This window comes from Geomonas limicola, assembly GCF_014193675.1.
GTDB classification, from domain to species: Bacteria; Desulfobacterota; Desulfuromonadia; order Geobacterales; family Geobacteraceae; genus Geomonas; species Geomonas limicola.
In genome coordinates this window covers 13668-31994 of the sequence record NZ_BLXZ01000004.1, presented here as the reverse complement: position 1 = coordinate 31994, position 18327 = coordinate 13668, and the positions used below count along the sequence as shown (strand labels likewise).

Below are 18327 nucleotides of genomic sequence, written 5' to 3'. Positions count from 1 at the left end.
AGTCCCGCCCGCGGCAACCAGGGAGAGCACGTTGCACGACTGTAGCGACCGATGCTCGCGCCTGAACCATCAATTAACCGTACGAGGACACCAGGACATGAAGATACCTTTTGGAACCATCACCATCACCGACCGCGCCAAGGAACTCATCGTCGAGGCGCTCGACCAGAAGCGCATCTCCAGCGGCAAGCTGGTGCGCGAGTTCGAGGACGGCTTCGCCCGCCTGGTGGGCGCGCGCGAAGCGGTGGCCGTGTCGAGCGGCACCGATGCCGACATCCTGGCCCTGGCGGTGCTGCACGACCTGGGGGCCAAGCGGGGCGACGAGGTGATCGTCCCCTCCCTCTCCTTCGTGGCCACCGGCAACGCGGTGCTGCACGCCGGCTTCACCCCGGTCTTCGTCGATATCGAGCGCGACACGCTGAACATCGACCACTCCCGCATCGAGGCCGCCATCACCCCGCGCACCCGGGCCATCCTGCCGGTGCACCTGATGGGCAAGCCCGCCGAGATGGACACCATCAACGCCATCGCGAAGGCCCACGGGCTTTTGGTGGTGGAGGACGCCGCCGAGGCCCACGGCGCAAGCTACAAGGGGCGCAGCGCCGGCACCCTGGCCGACCTCGCCGCCTTCAGCACCTACGTCGCCCACATCATCACCACCGGCGAGGGGGGTGTGGTCACCACCGACAACGAGGAGTACGGCGAGATCCTCAGGTCGTTGAGATCCCACGGCCGCAACTGCACCTGCAAGCACTGCATCCTGAATGCCGGGGCCGACTACTGCGCCAAGCGCTTCCGCGGCCCCGGGGGCGAGGACGTCCGCTTCACCTTCGACCGCATCGGCTACTCCTGCAAGATGAACGAGCTGGAGGCCGCCATCGGCATCGGCGCCCTCGAGTTCTACCGGGAGATCCTGGGAAAACGCCACCAGAACCTGCTCCACGTGCTGGAACGCTTCGACCGCTTCGCCCCCTTCCTCTCTTCCATCAAGGAGGAGCCGCACGAGAAGATCGGCCCGCACGCCATCCCCATCGTCATCAACGAGGGGGCCCCCTTCACCAGGTCGGAATTGACCCGGCACCTCGAGGAGCGCGGCATCGAGACCCGCACCCTGTTCGTTTCCATGCCGACCCAGTGTCCGGGCTTCGCACCGCTTGGGTACCGGCTGGGACAGTTCCCCAACGCGGAGTACCTCGGGCAGTACGGCCTGCACATCGGGGTGCACCAGGACCTGGGCCTCGAGGAGATGGACTACATCCTGAACGTCATCGACCTGTTCCTGGCTCGTTACCGCTGATACCCGGCCCCTTTTAGGGGCCCTTTTTCGGGCGCCGGGTCACGGCGCGGTCCCCGGCACCAGGGGACCGACAGCCGCCCCCGGACACCCCTGCCGCCGGCACGCTGCCTGCGAGGAGAAAGCATGCTGTCCTCCGAACTCACCATCATCATCCCGACCTTCAAGCGCCCCGACTATATGATACGGACCATCCGGTACTATCACGACAACGGGTTCAAGGGGCACCTTTTGGTCGGCGACTCCAGCGACGCGGCGACCCGCCGCCGGATGATCGCCTTTTTGGAGGAACACCGGTTCCCCCGGGTGCAGTACCTTAACTGCGAGCACCAGGGGGTTCTCGAGGTGCTGGCGCTGTTTATGCCCCAGGTCACCACGAAGTACGTCGCATGCTGCGGCGACGACGACTACCTGGTCCCCTCCTCCATCGAGCGCTGCATCGACTTTCTGGAGCACAACCCGGATTACTCGTGTGCCGGCGGCCGAATGATCACCTATACCCTGACCGGGTACGACAAGGGGACCGACACCCACGAGGGGCCGGTCACCAACTTCTGGGAGTACTACATCCCCTCCATCGAACAGGAGACGGCGGACGAGCGGCTCGCCTACTACTCGATCCACAACCCGCTCATCACCTACTCCATCTTCAGGACCGAAACCCGCGCCGTGCCGTTTCGGTTCCAGCACCTCCCCAACCTGGACAACTCGCTTCTGGGCGAGCTGGTCCCCAACTTCTGCACCCTGATCTACGGGAAGCTGAAGTCGTTCGACCACCTGCACTCCTTCAGGCAAAAAGGGGCCCAGCACCTCACCAACCCGAACCTGATCGAGGGGCGCTCCCCGGAACACATCGACTGGATCCTGACCCCGACCTTCGCCGAGTGCTACCAGTACTACCGGGAACTGGGGACCCGCATCCTTGCCGAAACCACCGGCATGACAGAGCAGGCGGCCGAAAAGATCGTGATCAGGCACTTCCAGGCGAGCTGCGCCGCGCACCTGCTCTTCCCCGCCTTCAACGTCTACCGGGAGCACCCCCCCTGGCACGCCGAGCACGAGGAGCTGCGCCGCTGCCTGCGCTCCCTGGTCGGCGAGTTCGACCGCACCCTGCCGCCAGGCGGAGCGCACCAGGAAGAATCCGAACCGGCCGCCGACCGCCCGCGCCTGTTGCTGGTGACCCCGCGCTGGGAAGGGGGGATGCCCGGTGGGGGAACCTCCCAGGCATCCTGGACCCAGGTCGAGGCGCTCCTCGAGTGCCCCGAGTACGACGCCTGCATCCTCTACACGGACCAGCTCTGGCACGACTTCGGCCTCAGCGCCGACACCGCGTTCGCCGCCGCGATGCAGGCTGGCCCCTTCGACGCCGTGGTGATCTCCTCACAGCTCGAGGTGAACCCGGTCAAGCCTTCCACGCTCGCCTTCCTGGCCCACAGTGGCATCCCGGTGGCACTCACCTGGGACACCCCGGAAAACCAGGCACTGGCTCAGTACTACCGCCAGGCGGAGTGCCGGGTGCACCTGGTACCTGAGCCGAAACCGGGGAACCGGCTGGAGCTCTGGCCGCCGCTTCCGGCTCACACCTTCCACGACCCGGGTCTCGAGCGCGACCTGGGGATCCTGTGCCTGGGCGAGCCGCTGGGGTCCCCGCAGGCGCTGGCCGACCTCCGCCCCCTCGTGGCGGCACAGGTCGAGGTGCAGGGGATCCGGGACTGGCGCTTCGACTACTTCATGCGCCAGGGCCGCAGCCTTGAGGAGGCATGCAACTTCCAGAGCTCGCTGTTTGACGAGCAGTACTACCTGACGGCGCACCCGGTGACGCTTCCCGAGGGGATGGATGCGCTCACTCACTACCAGGAGGTCGGCTGGCGGCTCGACTACAACCCGAACCCGCTCTTCGATACCGCCTACTACCGCAGCCTGTATCCCGATGCACAGGCCCCGGGGTGCAACCCGCTTTGGTACTACCTCAACGCCCCCCTCGAGTGGTGCCACACCCCACACCCCGCCTTCGACGGGTTCTACTACCTGGCGACCTACCCGGACGCGGGGCAAAGCGGCCTGCACCCCCTGGACCACTACCTGAAGCTCGGAGTGGCGCAGGGAAGAAGGTCCTGCCCCCCCCTGGTCGGCAGCGAGCTGGCCGCGCAACTGAAGCGCTCCCGGCTGGCGCTCAGCCTCCGCGGCGCCGCCGGCCCGCAGGACGCGGCACGCGCCGCGCTGCAGGCCCTCTCGTGCGGCGCCCTGCTCCTGGAGCCCGAGGAGAGCCCGCTCGCCCGGTGGTTCACCCCCATGGTCGACTACGTCCCCTACCGCGACGCGGACGACCTGGTCGCCAAGGTGCAGCACTACCTGGAACATGAAGAAGAGCGCGCGGCAATTGCCCGCTCCGGCAGCCGCAAGGCCGCGACGCAGTTCAGCGGCACCGCTTTCTGGCATGCACTGTGCAGTCACCTCTGGCAGCGTACCAGCACCCTAAGGGAGGCATGATGTTAAAAGGCAAATCGATTCTGGTTACCGGTGGTACCGGCTCTTTTGGTAAAAAATTCGTCGCCATGACCCTGGCCCAGCACCCGGGCGTGGAGCGCCTGGTGGTCTACTCGCGCGACGAGCTGAAGCAGTACGAGATGCAGCAGCAGTTTCCGGAGCGCGAGTACCCGCAGATGCGCTACTTCATCGGCGACGTCCGGGACCGCGAACGGCTCCTGCGGGCCTTCGAGGGGATCGACACGGTGATCCACGCGGCGGCGCTGAAGCAGGTGCCCGCCTGCGAGTACAACCCCTTCGAGGCGGTGAAGACCAACATCCTCGGGGCCCAGAACATCATCGAGGCCGCCATCGCCACCAACGTGAAGCAGGTGGTGGCGCTCTCCACCGACAAGGCCGCCGCCCCCATCAACCTCTACGGGGCAACGAAGCTCTGCTCGGACAAGCTCTTCACCGCGGCGAACCTGTTCCGCGGCAAGAGGGACCTGAACTTCTCGGTGGTGCGCTACGGCAACGTCATGGGGAGCCGCGGCAGCGTGATCCCGTTCTTCCTCAAGGAACGCGAGAAGGGGGTCATCCCGATCACCGATGAGGCGATGACCCGCTTCAACATCACTCTGGAAGACGGCGTCAACTTGGTCTACTATGCCATCCAGCACATGTGGGGGGGCGAGATCTTCGTCCCGAAGATCCCGAGCTACCGGATCGGCGAGCTGGCCGAGGCCCTGGCACCGGGGTGCCCGCACAAGGTGGTGGGGATCCGCCCGGGCGAGAAGATCCACGAGGAGATGATCACCGAGACCGACTCGCTCAACACCGTGGAGTTCGACAACTACTTCGTCATCCTCCCCTCCTATCCCCTCTGGGACCAGGAGAAGTTCCTGAAGACCTACAACGGCAAGCCCTGCCCGCAGGGGTTCCGCTACAACAGCGGAGAGAATACCGACTGGCTCTCGGTGGAACAGATCCGCGAGCTGGTGCGTCAGCACGTCGACCCGCAGTTCACCGTCTGATCGAAAGGTTCCCGATGCCGCACCCCTTCATCCCATACGGACGGCAGTCCGTCTCCGAGGCCGACATCGAGGCGGTCTGCGCAGTGCTCCGCTCGGACTGGCTCACCCAGGGGCCGACGCTGCCGCGCTTCGAGGCCGGTGTCGCGGCCCGCTGCGGCGCGGCGCACGCCGTCGCCGTGAACAGCGCGACCTCGGCCCTGCACCTCGCCTGCCTGGCCCTGGGGCTCGGCCCCGGCGACACCCTCTGGACCTCACCCAACACCTTCGTCGCCTCGGCCAACTGCGCCCGTTACTGCGGCGCCTTAGTCGACTTCGTGGACATCGACCCGAAAAGCTACAACCTCTGCCCCGTAGCGCTTGAGAGGAAGCTCGAGCGTGCGGCGCAGACCGGAAGCCTCCCTAAGGTGCTGGTCCCGGTCCACTTCTCCGGCCAACCCTGCGCCATGGAGCGCATCGCCGAGCTGGCAGCCGCCTACGGGGTGCGCGTCGTCGAGGACGCGAGCCACGCCATCGGCGCGAGCTATCAGGAGGAGCCGGTGGGGAACTGCCGCTACAGCGACCTGACCGTGTTCAGCTTCCACCCGGTGAAGATCGTCACCACCGGCGAGGGGGGGATGCTCCTTACCCAGTCCCCGGAACTCAACGAGCGGCTGGTGCGCCTGCGCAGCCACGGCATCACCCGCGACCCTGCGCTCATGGAGGGGGAGCCGGACGGCGACTGGTACTACCAGCAGCTGGAACTCGGCTTCAACTACCGGATGACCGACCTGCAGGCCGCCCTGGGCCTAAGCCAGCTGGAGAGGCTCGAGGAATTCGTGGAGCGGCGCCGCCTGCTTGCCGAACGCTACCGGGAACTCCTTGAGGGACTGCCGCTGGTACTCCCCTGGCAGGCGTCCGAGGCGCGTTCCGCCTGGCACCTCTTCGTGGTGCGCCTCGACCCGGAACGGGCCCGGCTGACGCGTCGTCAACTTTTTGACCAACTGCGCCAGGCCGGCGTCGGGGTGAACGTCCACTACCAGCCGGTACACACCCAGCCCTACTACCGCCGCCTCGGCTTCGCCCCCGGGATGTTCCCCCAGGCCGAGGCCTACTACGCCCAGGCGCTCACCCTGCCGCTCTACCCGGGGCTCGAGGAGGCGCAGCAGGACCGGGTGGTCGGGCTTGTCAGGGAGGCGCTTTCGTGAACTGCCTCGCCATCGTCACCGCCCGCGGCGGCAGCAAGCGGATCCCGCGCAAGAACATCCGCTCGTTCCTTGGGCGCCCCATCATCGCCTACTCCATCGCCGCCGCCCTCGAATCGGGCTGTTTCAGCCGGGTCATGGTCTCCACCGACGACGCGGAGATCGCCCAGGTGGCCCGGGAACTGGGAGCCGAGGTCCCCTTCCTGCGCTCGGCGGCCACCTCGGACGACTTCGCCACCACGGCCGAGGTGCTCCTGGAGGTCCTGGCCGAATACGCGCGGCGCGGCGAGGAGTTCGACTGCGCCTGCTGCCTCTACCCCACGGCCCCCTTCGTGACTGCGGAGAGGCTCAGGGAGGCCCACCGGCTGCTTCTTACGAGCGGCGCCGACGCCGCGGTCCCGGTGGTGCGCTTCAGCTTCCCCATCGAGCGCGCCCTGGAGATCAGGGACGGGCGGCTCGCCTTTCGCCACCCCGAGTTCCGCAACAGCCGCTCCCAGGACCTGACCCCGGCCTTCCACGACAGCGGCCAGTTCTACTTCTTCCGGGTCCCCCCGTTTCTGGCAAGCCGCAGCCTCTTCGGCGAGCAGACCGTAGCGCTCGAGCTGCCGGAAACCGAGGTCCAGGACATCGATACCGAGGAAGACTGGCAGCTCGCCGAACTGAAATACCGCCTCCTTAGGGGGGGCGACCGCTAGCACCACGAGCATCAAGGAGAGAACCACCCATGCGTTACTGCAACCGTTGTGTCATGCCGGATACCAAGCCGGATCTCTTCATCGACGAAGAGGGGGTCTGCAACGCCTGCCGCAGCTACGAGTCTCGCGCCACCGTGGACTGGGACGCCCGTTACCGCGAACTCCAGCAGCTTTTGGAGCGCTACCGGGTGAAGGACGGCTCCCGCTGGGACTGCATCGTCCCGGTAAGCGGCGGCAAGGACAGCACCACCCAGGTGGTCCGCATGCTGCAGCTCGGGCTGAACCCGCTCTGCGTCACCGCCACCACCTGCGACCTGAGCGACATCGGCCGCAAGAACATCGAGAACATCAAGAACCTCGGGGTCGACTACATCGAGTTCTCCCCCAACAAGGTGGTCAGGCGCCGATTGAACCGGATCGGCCTCACCCAGGTGGGGGACATCTCCTGGCCCGAGCACGTCGGCATCTTCACGATTCCCGTGCGCGCCGCCGTCGAGTACGGGGTGCCGCTCATCGTCTGGGGTGAGAACTCCCAGAACGAGTACGGCGGCCCCGCCGCGGCGAGCGAGAACAACGTGCTGAACCGGCGCTGGCTCGAGGAGTTCGGCGGGCTCTTGGGGCTGCGGGTCTCCGACCTGGTCGGGATGGAGGAGATCGAGCAGCGCCACCTGATCCCCTACGTCTACCCGACGGACGAGGAGCTGAAGAGGGTCGGGGTGACCGGCATCTTCCTTGGCTACTACATCCCCTGGGACGGCCTCTCCAACGTGCTGATCTCGCAGGGGCACGGCTTCTCCAGCTACCCGACTGCGCTCGAGACCACCTTCCTGAACTACGAGAACCTGGACAACTGCCAGGCCGGGATCCACGACTACTTCAAGTACCTGAAGTTCGCCTTCGGGCGGGCCACCGACCACGCCTGCCTGCACATCCGCCGCGGGCGCATCACCCGGCAGGACGGCGTCGACCTGATCAGGAAGCACGACGGCAAGTTCCCCTGGACCTACCTGGGCAAGCCGCTGGAGCAGATCCTGGCCCCCCTGGACCTGACCGTGGACGAGTTCATCAAGGTCTGCGACCGCTTCACCAACAAGAAGCTGTTCCAGACCGACGCCCGCGGCAACCTGGTGAAGGACAAGCAGGGAAACCTCACCAAGCTGCACTACCCGGTCTAGCCGGGACGGGGGGAGGATGTCTGTTCTCATCATCGACTACGGCATGGGGAATCTCGGCTCGGTGCGGCGCGCCTTCGAGGAGTGCGGCGCAGACGTCTTCATCTCCGAGGACCCGGGCGAGTGCCGGCACGCCAGCCACCTGGTGCTCCCGGGGGTGGGAGCCTTCCCCGACGGCATGGAGGCGCTGACCCGGGGGGGGTGGCTCCCCGCCCTGAAACAGGCGACCGCAGAGGAGAAGCTCCCCTTGTTGGGGATCTGCCTCGGCATGCAGCTTCTGGCCGACCACGGCACCGAGGGGGGCGCCCGCGCCGGGCTGGGCCTGATCCCCGGCACGGTGCTCCGCCTGGTACCGGACTCCCCGCAGACCCGTATCCCCCACGTCGGCTGGAACGAGGTGCACCACGACGGCAGTAACCCGCTCCTGGCGGGGATCCCGGACCGGGCCGATTTCTACTTCGTGCACAGCTACCACTTCGTCCCCGGCACCGCCGACGCCACAATCGCCACGACCCCCTACTGCGGCTCCTTCGTCTCGGTGGTGGGGCACGGCAGCGTCTTCGGCACCCAGTTTCACCCGGAGAAGAGCTCCCGCTTCGGGTTCCAGTTGATCCGCAACTTCCTGGCGCTCTAGCCAGCCAACACCAGAAGGTGGCCCCGTGCTCAAAGTCCGCATCATCCCCACGCTGCTCTGGAAAAACCTCGGCCTGGTCAAGGGGGTCGGCTTCGACAGCTGGCGCCGGGTCGGCACCATCATGCCGGCGGTCAAGGTCTACAACACCCGCCAGGTCGACGAGCTGATCGTGGTCGACATCTCCGCGACCTCGGAGGAGCGGCTCCCGGACTTCGCGGAGGTGCGCGAGTTCTCCGCCGAGTGTTTCGTGCCGCTCACCGTGGGGGGCGGGATCCGCGAACTCGCCGAGATCAAGGAACTCTTACGGGCGGGAGCCGACAAGGTGAGCATCAACTCGGCCGCCTACGAGCGCCCGACCCTCATCGAGCAGGCGGCGGAGCGCTTCGGCGCGCAGTGCGTGGTCGCCAGTATCGATGCCAGCCGCAACCCCGACGGCAGCTACCGCTGCCTCAGCCGCAGCGGGAGCGCCGACACCGGCCGGGAGCCCGGGGAGTGGGCCGAGGAGCTGGAGCGCCGGGGGGCCGGGGAGATCCTGATCACCTCGGTGGAGCGCGACGGCACCATGACCGGCTACGACTTGGAGCTGATCCGCCTGGTCGCCGACCGGGTGAAGATCCCGGTGATCGCCTCGGGAGGGGCGGGGAACTACGGCCACCTCCACGAGGCCCTCACGGTGGGCGGGGCCGCCGCGGTCGCCGCCGCCAGCATCTTCCACTTCACCGAACAGACCCCGCTGGAGGCCAAGAAGTTCCTGGCGGCCCAAGGGATCCCGGTGCGCAACGTGCGGGTGGCGCCGTGAGGCTCGTCATCCGCGCCGACGCCTCGCAGGAGCTGGGAAGCGGTCACGTCATGCGCACCCTGGCCCTGGTCGAGGCGCTCGCCCCGCGCGGCGGGGAGTTCTCCCTGGTGAGCCGGGACCTGCCGGAGCACCTGGCCGAACTGGCCGCGGCCCGGGGGGTGCGGGTGCTGCCGCTTGCCGGCCCGGCACCCGGCGACCCGGCAGAGGACGCCGCACAGACCGCCCGCCTCATTGGGGGACGCCCCGACTGGCTGGTCGTGGACCACTACCGCCTGGACGCCGCCTGGGAGCGGCTTGTGCGCCCCGGGGTGCGGCGCCTCATGGTGATCGACGACCTGGCCGACCGCCCCCACGACTGCGACCTCCTGCTGGACCAGAACCTCGTCGAGGGGATGGAGCTGCGCTACCGCGGCCTGGTGCCGGAAGAGACCCGCCTCCTTATCGGGCCGGCCCACGCCCTCTTGCGCGGGGAGTTCGTGGCACAGCGCGCCGCCCTCCCCCCCCGGGACGGTACCGTGGAGCGCATCCTGGTCTGTTTCGGGGGGAGTGACCCGACCGGCGAGACCGCAAAGGCGCTCGAGGCCCTGGCGCTCCCCGAGTTTGCCGGGCTGGAGATCGACGTGGTGGCGGGAGGCTCGAACCCGCACTGGGCCGACCTCGAGGCGCAGTGCCAGAAGCTCCCCCGTGCCTCGTTCCAGCGCCAGAGTTTCGAGATGGCCCGGCTCATGGCGCAGGCCGACCTGGCCCTGGGGGCCGGCGGAGGGAGCGCCTGGGAGCGCTGTTTCCTGGGGCTCCCGACCCTGACCGTCACCGTGGCCGCCAACCAGGAGGCCCCGGCCTTGGCCGCCGACCGCGCCGGGCTCGCCCGGCTCCTGGGGAGCTCCTACGAGGTGACCAGCGCCGTCCTCGCCCGGGCGCTTCGCGCGGCACTCGCCGCCCCGGCCGAGCTCGAGGCTATGGCGAATCGCTGCCTCGCCTTTTTCCCCCCGCGCCACGGCGCCCTCTCCGACGAGCTCTACAACGCCCTTACCCGAGGTACCCCATGAACCGCGACGACTGCCTGCTGCGCCCCTTAGCCGAGGGGGATCTCGACCTGGTGCTCGCCTGGCGCAACTCGGACCGGGTGCGCGCCTGCATGTACACCGACCACCTGATCAGCGAGGAGGAGCATCGCGCCTGGTTCAGGCGCAGCCAGGAGGCCCCCTTCCCCGCCACACTCATCTTCGAATACCGCGGTATGCCGGCCGGCCTGAAGAGCTTCTCCCAGGTGGACCGGACCAGTAACCGCTGCCACTGGGGCTTCTACCTGGGGGCCGAAGACCTGCCGCGCGGCGCGGGGTCCGCCATGGGGTTCCTGGCCCTGGAGTACATCTTCGAGCGCCAGGGGTTCCGCAAGCTGTGCGCCGAGGCCTTCGCCTTCAACGAGGGGAGCGTCCGCTACCACACCCGGCTCGGTTTCACACAGGAGGGGCGTTTTGCCGCCCACGTGCTGAAAAACGGCTGTTACCACGACGTTCTCTGCTTCGCGCTCTTTAGCGATACGTGGCAGGAGAACAAGGCCGCCCTGGCGGCCAGGATCTTTACGGCAGGAGGGAGCTTATGAGCGGCGTTACCATAGGGGGCCGGCGCATCGGAAGCGCGCAGCCGCCGCTGGTCATCGCGGAGATGTCCGGCAACCACAACCAGTCGCTGGAGCGCGCCCTCGAGATCGTCGAGGCAGCGGCCCGGTCCGGAGCCCACGCCCTTAAGCTGCAGACCTACACCGCGGATACCATCACCCTGGACGTCCAGGAGGGGGATTTCCGGATCTGCAACCGGGAGAGCCTGTGGGACGGCGCCAACCTGCACCAGCTCTACCGGCAGGCCTCCACCCCCTACGAGTGGCACGCGGCGATCTTTGAGCGCTGCCGCGAACTCGGCGTGCTCTGCTTCAGCACCCCCTTCGACGAGAGCGCGGTCGACTTCCTCGAGGAGCTGGGCGCCCCGGCCTACAAGATCGCCTCCTTCGAGAACGTGCACCTCCCGCTGATCCGTAAGGCGGCGGCGACCGGGAAGCCGCTCATCATCTCCACCGGTATGGCAAGTCTCGCCGAGCTGGACGAGGCGGTGACCACCGCCCGCGCGGCGGGGTGTCGGGAACTCGTGCTCTTGAAGTGCACCAGCAGCTACCCGGCGACCCCCGAGTTCTCCAACCTGCGCACCATCCCGCATCTGCGCGAGTTGTTCGGGGTCGAGGTGGGGCTCTCGGACCACACCCTGGGGATCGGGGCGGCGCTCGCCGCCGTGGCGCTCGGGGCAACCGTGATCGAGAAGCACTTCACCCTGTGCCGGGCAGACGGTGGCATAGATTCTGCTTTCTCGCTGGAGCCGGCGGAACTCGCCGCCCTGGTCCAGGAGACCGAGCGGGGCTGGCAGGCCCTGGGGACGGTGAGCTACGGCCCGACCGCGAAGGAAAAGGCCTCGCTCCAGTTCCGGCGCTCGCTCTACCTGGCCCGGGACATGCGCGCCGGGGAGAGCTTCACCCCCGAGAACCTGCGCGTGGTGCGCCCCGGTTTCGGACTCCCCCCCAAGTACTACGAGCTCATGCTCGGCAGAAAGATCACCCGGGACGCCCCCAAGGGGACCCCGCTCAGCTGGGACCTGGTCTAGCGCCGGCCCGCAAAGGAACCGCCATGAACATCGCGCTCATCAACATCTGCATCCGACCCTACATGGACAAGCCGAACTTCCCGATCGGGCTGGCCTACGTGGCCACCGCGCTGGAAAAGGCTGGCTACGGCTTCGACCTGATCGACATCGACCGGCACCGCTATACGGATGACCAGGTGGCGGAGCTCCTGCGCGCCAAGGACTACGACGTGATCGCCCTGGGGACCCTGGTCTCCGGCTACAAGTTCGCCAAGAGCCTGGCGGCGCTGGCTCGCAGCACCAACCCCGGGGCCCTCATCGTGGCCGGCAACTCGGTCGCCTCCTCCATCTCCGAATTCCTCCTGGAGCAAACCGAGGTGGACGTGGCCCTGAAGGGAGAGGGGGAGACCGCCTTCTTGGACCTCCTGGACGCCCGCCGCTCCGGCCGCCCCCTTGACGAGGTGAAAGGGATCGTGTTCCGCCAGGACGGTCGGTATTTTGACACCGGCTTCGCGGCGCCGCTCCCCATCGAGTCGGTGGGTTACCCCAACTGGGAGCTCTTCGACGTCAGGTACTACATCGAGAAGTCCCTGCAGGACGTCCCCGAGCCCTACCCGGTCCCCCGGGAGGAGATCCGGGCCTTCGTGGTGAACACCGCGCGCGGCTGCCCCTTCCGCTGCACTTTTTGCTACCACGTCTTCCAGTACACCAAGTACCGCTACCGCTCGCCGGAGTCGATCCTCGAGGAGATCGCCCTTTTGCAGGAGCGCTACGGGGTCAACTACATCAACTTCTTCGACGAGCTGACCTTCTTCAGCAAGGCGCACATCGAGGCGTTCGTCGACGCCGTCCTCGCCAGCGGCCTCACCTTCTACTGGAACGCCGACATCCGCTCCGACCTCTTCGGCGAGGGGGACGAGGCGCTGCTCGCCAAGGTCAAGGCGGCCGGCTGTCAAGGTTTTGGCTACTCGCTCGAGTCGGGGAGCCCGGAGATCCTGAAGAAGATGGGGAAGCAGCTCACCGTCGGGCAGTTCGCCGCCCAGAAACTGGCGCTGGACCGCGCCGGCATCAAGACCTTCACCAGCATCGTGATCGGCTACCCCGAGGAGACCGTGGAGACCCTGGCCCAGACCTTCGACCTCTGCTACGAGCTCAACATCTTCCCGAGCACCGGGTACCTCCTGCCGCAGCCGGGGACCCCGATGTTCGACGCCGCCCGCGAGAAAGGGTACGCGGACGACCTGGAGGCCTACCTGATGAAGATGGGGGACCGCCAGGACCTGCGCTACAACCTGACCGGGATGACCGACGAGGTGCTGGTAGGCGAGGTGCGCCGCCACCTGCAGCGCATCTCGGACAAGCTCGGCCTGGGGCTGGGGGGCGACAAGCTCATCAAGACCTTCACCTTCATCACCTCGCAGGAGGAGGCGGACAACGCGCCTGACACCTGCCTTGCCGCCGTGCACAACGGCTAGGGGCGCTACGCCCCTCCCCCGTTTCAGGATCAAGACATGGACCGGATTCTCTTCTTCGTCCCCTTCGGCAGCTACGCGGTCCACAACCAGCTGGATGCCATCTTCGCCACCAGGTTCCGCCAGGCCGGCCTCGACCCGGCCGTAGTGCGCTGCGACGGCCTGTACCGGCACTGCGACATCCTCGCCTGGTCGGGCGAGCGCAGCGCCGAGGACTGCCGGGGGTGCCAGGAGGCCGGGGAGCGTTTCTTCGACGCCTTCGGACTCCCCCGCCTGCAGATGAGCGGCTACCTGACGCCGCAGGACCACCAGGCCGCCGAGGCCTGGGCGGCCGGGCTCGACCCGGCAGACTACCTGAACGCCCGCTACGGGGAGCTCCCCGTCGGCTACTGGGTGATCTCCTCGATCTTTTCCTACTTCCGGATCACCGACAAGGGGCTCGTGCTCCCGCAGGTGCGCGAGGTGCACCGCAGCTTTTTAAAGAGTGCGCTGTTGACCTACTGGGCCCTGAAGCGGCTCATGACCGAGCAGCAGCCTCGTGCCGTCTTCATCTTCAACACCCGCTTCACCCCCTACCGGGTGGCCTACGAGGTGACCCGGGAACTTAGGATCGAGGAGATCACCCACGAGCGGGGCTGCTTCGACGACTCCTTCGTGCTCTACAACAACCGCACCTGCCTGGATACCGAGCCGATCTTCGAGATCTACGACGCCTGGCGCGAGGTCCGGCTCTCCCGGGAGCAGCTTGGCGCGGCGCTTGGCTACCTGCGCAACCGGGAGCAGGGGCGCGACCTCAACTACCCCGCCTTCTCGGACGTCCGCAACGAGTTCCACACCATCCGCCACACCCTGAGGATCCCCGAAGGGGCGCGGGTCCTGGCCGTCTTCACCTCGGGGGAATCGGAGGGGGCCTACTGCGGCGGCTACTCGGAGGTGACCACCCAGTTCGACCGGATCGATACCCTGATCGAGCTCTACCGCAAGCGCAGCGACTACCTGGTGATCCGGCACCACCCGCACATGGCGGGCAACGCCCAGGAACCCCCCGAGAACTACTACCTGACCCGCGCCTACCAGCAGGCCTGGAAAGCGCCGGCCAACGTGCGGGTCGTCATGCCCCACGAGGCACTCAGCAGCTACGCGCTCTTGCGCAACGTGGACGGCGTGATCTCCTACTTCAGCTCCGTGGGGTACGAGGCGGCCGGGCGAGGTGTCGCGGCCGCGGCGCTCCCGCAGTGCCCGTTCAGCAGGGCGATGCGCCACGAGGTCCCCGACCGCCCCGAGGAGGTCGCGGCACTCATCGACCGGCTCTACGAGCAGACCGACGCGCTCGACGCCGCCGACCTGGTGCGCAGCTTCCGCTTCGTCTACGCCTACATCTACCGGCTCTCCCTGCAGTTTCGCTCCTTCGGCATCAAGGACAACTACCAGATGGACCTGAGGATCCAGTCCCTGGACGAACTGAGCCGCGGCGTCGACCCCGAGCTGGACCGGGTCTGCCGCAGCGTCCTGGAGAACACCCCGATAAACCGCGGCCCCGGGCCGGCCGACCCGGTTTACCCGGCCGAGGAGGAGCAGGAGTTCGTCGCCGGCTACCAGGCCGAACTCGCCAGGGAGCGCCAGTGGGTGCGGGCCCGCTCGCGCGTCTGGGCCGCCTCGCGCCTGGCGCCCGCCGTCGCCGTCCTGGAGCCGGAGCGCCCGGGCGGGGCGCAGCGCAGCCCCTTCCCCTCCTGGCAGGAGCGCAGCCGGCACACCCGGCTGACGCGCTACCCTTTTGCCGGGAGCGCGGCCCCGGGGAGGCTGCCGGAGGCGCTGGCCCCCCTGGTGGCGGGCCTCGAGGAGCAGTACGTCCTCATCGCCCCCCCCGAGGTCTACCACGACGAGGCCTTCCTCTCGGGTGCCCTCGACCAGCTGCTGGCCGACCCCCGGCTGGAACTCGACGGGGTCCGCTCCGGCATCTGGACCTTGACCCCCGAAGGGGTGGTGGACCAGGAATTCTGGACCAAGCGCACCCCGACCCCCGACCTCGACACCCTGCTGGCTGCCAACGCCGGCTTCGCCGACCCTCTGGCCCTCTGTGCCACGGTCCTCTTCCGCAGGGACGCGCTGGCCCGGCTCCTCGAGCGGATCGCCACCCTCCCCCCCCAGAGCCTCAGCGCCGGGTTGCTGGCGCACCTGGACGACGAGCGCTCCTTCCGCCAGCCCCTCATCCCCCTGGCATTGATTTCGCATAACGGATAGCGCCGCACCTGCCGTCAGCTGCCGGCATACGTCCCCTCCAGGAAGGCGAAGCGCACCATGAGCATGCCCCCCGTACTCTTCATCATCTTCAACCGCCCCGAACCGACCCGGGTCGTCTTCGAAGCGATCCGCAAGGCCCGCCCCGAGCGCCTCTTCATCGCCGGCGACGGCCCGCGCCCCGGGCGCGCCGGCGACGCCGAACTCTGCCAGGCCACCCGCGACGTCGCCCTGCAGGTGGACTGGGAGTGCGAGGTCCAGGTGCTGTTCCAGGAAAAGAACCTCGGCTGCAAGCTCGGGGTGAGCACCGCCATCGACTGGTACTTCAGCCAGGTCGAGGAGGGGATCATCCTGGAGGACGACTGCCTCCCCGAACCGAGTTTCTTCGGTTACTGCGCGGAACTGCTCGAGTTTTACCGCAACGACCCGCAGGTCATGATGATCTCCGGGGACAACTTCCAGTACGGCCGGGTGCGCGGCGAGGGATCCTACTACTTCTCCCGCTTCACCCACATCTGGGGCTGGGCCAGCTGGCGCCGGGCCTGGCGCCACTACGACGTCGCCATGAGCCGGTTCCCCGCCTTCGTGCAGCAAAACCGCATCGAGGCGCTCTTCGATCAACAGGAGGCCCGGGACTACTGGCTCTACAGCTTCGTGCGCTGCTACCAGGGGGAGATCGACACCTGGGATTACCAGTGGACCTTCGCCCTCTGGGAGCGTGACGGGGTGGCGATCCTCCCCAACGTCAACCTGGTGACCAACATCGGCTTCGGCCCCGGCGCGGTGCACTGTCAAAATTCGGACAGCGTGCTCGCCAACCTGCCGACCTTCCCGATCGGACCGCTCAAGCACCCGCGCCGGGTCGAGGCCGACCGGGAGGCGGACCGTTTCACCTTCGAGTACACCTTCCTGGGCAGGACCGACGCCAATGGAGCGCTCATCGTCCCGGAACAGCTCCCCCCGCAACCTGAAAACCAACGAGGTACCCAGACCATGAGCGAAGCATCCCCCGTAAGCTACCAGGCAACCCCTGCCGGGTGGCACCCCGCCGCCCCCGTCCCGGCCTCCCCCGAAGAGCTCAAGGCGAGCGCGACCCAGCACCTCGCCGCAGGGAGGGTGCGCGAGGCCTTCGACGAACTGGTGCGGGCCAAGCAGCTCAAAAAGCCCCTGGAGGGGATCGACCTGCTGCGCGCCCACTGCTTCTTGAGGCTGGAACAGCCCCTTGGAGCGGTCGAGGCGCTGCGCGAGGAGCTGCGCTTTTTCCCGGGCAACCGCGAGGCCGCCGAGCTGCTTCGGGAACTCGAGCGCCAGATGCCGGCCGGCGCCTACGGCAGCTGCGGCACCGACGATCCCGAGTTCCGCGAGCTTTTGGCGGCGATCCGCCCCTACACCATGCTGAGCGAGCAGCGCCTCTACAGCCTGTACACCCTGGCCCGCACCGTCTGCGAGAACGACCTCCCCGGCAACTTCGTGGAGTGCGGCGTCGCGGCGGGGGGCTCCTCGGCGCTGTTAGCCTACGTCATCAAGAAGTACAGCCGCCAGCCGCGCCGGCTCTTTTCCTTCGACTCCTTCTCGGGGATGCCCCGCCCCGGCGCGCTCGACGCGCACCAGGGTATCGACGCCGAGGCGACCGGCTGGGGTACCGGCACCTGCTCCGCCCCCGAGGCGAGCGTGCGCCAGATCTGCGAGCGGCTCGGGGTGGCGGACCTGGTCACTACCGTCAAGGGGTACTTCCAGGACACGCTTCCCCAGATGCGCAACTGGGTCGGGATGCTCGCCTTCCTGCACCTGGACGGCGACTGGTACCAGTCCACCCGCGACATTCTGGACAACCTCTACGACCGGCTCATGCCGGGGGCGCTCCTGCAGGTGGACGACTACGGCTACTGGGACGGCTGCCGCAAGGCGATCCACGAGTTCGAGGGCGAGCGCGGGGTCAGCTTCGCCATCAACGGCATTGACGGTACCGGGGTCTGGTTCGCCAAGCCGGACGGGTTCCCCGTGAACCCCGCCATCCCGCAGGCGCTCATCGACGAGTTCTTCCTGGACGACCCGGCCCTCAAGGGGGTGGTGAGCCAGATGTCCGTCAACGAGCGTTTCCAGCTCTACTACCTGATGCGGACCCTCGAGGAGCGCGGCACGCTGACCCGCTTCGTGGAGATCGGCTCCTACAGCGGCGCTTCGCTCCTGCTCTCGCACCAGGCGCTGGTGCGCCGGGGGAGCACCTTCCAGGGGATCTGCGTCGAGCCCGGCGGCACCGGGCAGTTCCACCAGATCATCAAGCTTTTGGAGCGCGACGTGATCCACCTGCCGCTCTTCTCCCACGACGCCGCCCGCAAGCTCGAGGTGATGTGCCAGGCGGACCGGCTCCCCGACATAATCTTCGTGGACGGCGACCATACCTATCCCGGGGTGCGCCAGGACATCCTGGACTACTACGGGCTGTTGGCCCCCGGCGGGATCATGGTGTTCCACGACTACCTCCCCCACCTGGACGACGAGAACCGCGCCTACATCCTGAACCACCACGGTAACGCCGAGCCCGGCATCCGCCAGGCGGTCCAGGAGCTCATGGAAGAGACCTACCGCTGCGAGCGGATCGAGCTGCCGCTTTTGTACCCGACCGACCCGACCCAGACCCAGGCGCAGCTCCCGATCATCCCGGGGGTCTTCTCGACGGTACGCGCCTACCGCAAGCCGCTTAACTGATCCGG

14 protein-coding genes are annotated in these 18327 nt (G+C 67.6%); all 14 read left to right on the top strand.

All coding sequences use genetic code 11. The annotated features are described in order from the left end of the window. Positions 1-97: 97 nt before the first annotated feature. The 14 genes from H7688_RS10510 (at position 98) to H7688_RS10445 (ending at position 18322) form a co-directional block, all read left to right on the top strand. Positions 98-1297 carry a DegT/DnrJ/EryC1/StrS family aminotransferase gene (locus H7688_RS10510; protein ID WP_183361068.1) on the top strand — a complete coding sequence of 400 codons (1200 nt, stop codon included), beginning with the start codon at positions 98-100 and terminating at the stop codon, positions 1295-1297. A 123-nt stretch (positions 1298-1420) separates the two neighbouring features. Next, positions 1421-3784, top strand: a complete 2364-nt coding sequence (locus H7688_RS10505; protein ID WP_183361067.1) for a TIGR00180 family glycosyltransferase — start codon at positions 1421-1423, stop codon at positions 3782-3784. Beyond that, positions 3784-4794 (top strand): UDP-N-acetylglucosamine 4,6-dehydratase (inverting), encoded by a 1011-nt coding sequence (pseB, locus tag H7688_RS10500; RefSeq protein WP_183361066.1) that lies wholly within the window; start codon positions 3784-3786, stop codon positions 4792-4794. Before H7688_RS10505 ends, pseB begins: the two co-directional genes overlap by 1 nt. 14 nt (positions 4795-4808) lie before the next feature. Then, positions 4809-5978 (top strand): UDP-4-amino-4,6-dideoxy-N-acetyl-beta-L-altrosamine transaminase, encoded by a 1170-nt coding sequence (gene pseC, locus H7688_RS10495; protein ID WP_183361065.1) that lies wholly within the window; start codon positions 4809-4811, stop codon positions 5976-5978. After that, positions 5975-6670 carry a pseudaminic acid cytidylyltransferase gene (gene pseF / locus H7688_RS10490; RefSeq protein ID WP_183361064.1) on the top strand — a complete coding sequence of 232 codons (696 nt, stop codon included), beginning with the start codon at positions 5975-5977 and terminating at the stop codon, positions 6668-6670. Before pseC ends, pseF begins: the two co-directional genes overlap by 4 nt. A 29-nt stretch (positions 6671-6699) precedes the next feature. Beyond that, positions 6700-7845: an N-acetyl sugar amidotransferase gene (locus H7688_RS10485; RefSeq protein ID WP_183361063.1), complete on the top strand. Its 1146-nt coding sequence runs from the start codon at positions 6700-6702 to the stop codon at positions 7843-7845. A gap of 16 nt (positions 7846-7861) precedes the next feature. Continuing rightward, a complete protein-coding gene (gene hisH, locus H7688_RS10480; RefSeq protein ID WP_183361062.1) occupies positions 7862-8476 on the top strand; it encodes an imidazole glycerol phosphate synthase subunit HisH in 615 nt (204 codons plus the stop codon). A 25-nt stretch (positions 8477-8501) separates the two neighbouring features. After that, entirely contained in the window at positions 8502-9275 is a 774-nt protein-coding gene (hisF, locus tag H7688_RS10475; protein ID WP_183361061.1) for an imidazole glycerol phosphate synthase subunit HisF, read from the top strand. Next, positions 9272-10321 carry a UDP-2,4-diacetamido-2,4,6-trideoxy-beta-L-altropyranose hydrolase gene (gene pseG / locus H7688_RS10470; protein WP_183361060.1) on the top strand — a complete coding sequence of 350 codons (1050 nt, stop codon included), beginning with the start codon at positions 9272-9274 and terminating at the stop codon, positions 10319-10321. The genes hisF and pseG overlap by 4 nt, the downstream gene beginning before the upstream one ends. After that, the gene (gene pseH / locus H7688_RS10465; RefSeq protein WP_183361059.1) at positions 10318-10878 is read left to right on the top strand and encodes a UDP-4-amino-4,6-dideoxy-N-acetyl-beta-L-altrosamine N-acetyltransferase; all 561 of its coding nucleotides are present in this window, start codon (positions 10318-10320) and stop codon (positions 10876-10878) included. The genes pseG and pseH overlap by 4 nt, the downstream gene beginning before the upstream one ends. Continuing rightward, positions 10875-11924 (top strand): pseudaminic acid synthase, encoded by a 1050-nt coding sequence (pseI, locus tag H7688_RS10460; RefSeq protein ID WP_183361058.1) that lies wholly within the window; start codon positions 10875-10877, stop codon positions 11922-11924. The genes pseH and pseI overlap by 4 nt, the downstream gene beginning before the upstream one ends. 23 nt (positions 11925-11947) lie before the next feature. After that, positions 11948-13378 (top strand): B12-binding domain-containing radical SAM protein, encoded by a 1431-nt coding sequence (locus H7688_RS10455; protein ID WP_183361057.1) that lies wholly within the window; start codon positions 11948-11950, stop codon positions 13376-13378. 36 nt (positions 13379-13414) lie between these two features. Continuing rightward, the gene (locus H7688_RS10450; RefSeq protein ID WP_183361056.1) at positions 13415-15616 is read left to right on the top strand and encodes a serine/threonine-protein kinase; all 2202 of its coding nucleotides are present in this window, start codon (positions 13415-13417) and stop codon (positions 15614-15616) included. 57 nt (positions 15617-15673) lie between these two features. Continuing rightward, entirely contained in the window at positions 15674-18322 is a 2649-nt protein-coding gene (locus H7688_RS10445) for a class I SAM-dependent methyltransferase (RefSeq protein ID WP_183361055.1), read from the top strand. Positions 18323-18327: the final 5 nt, after the last annotated feature.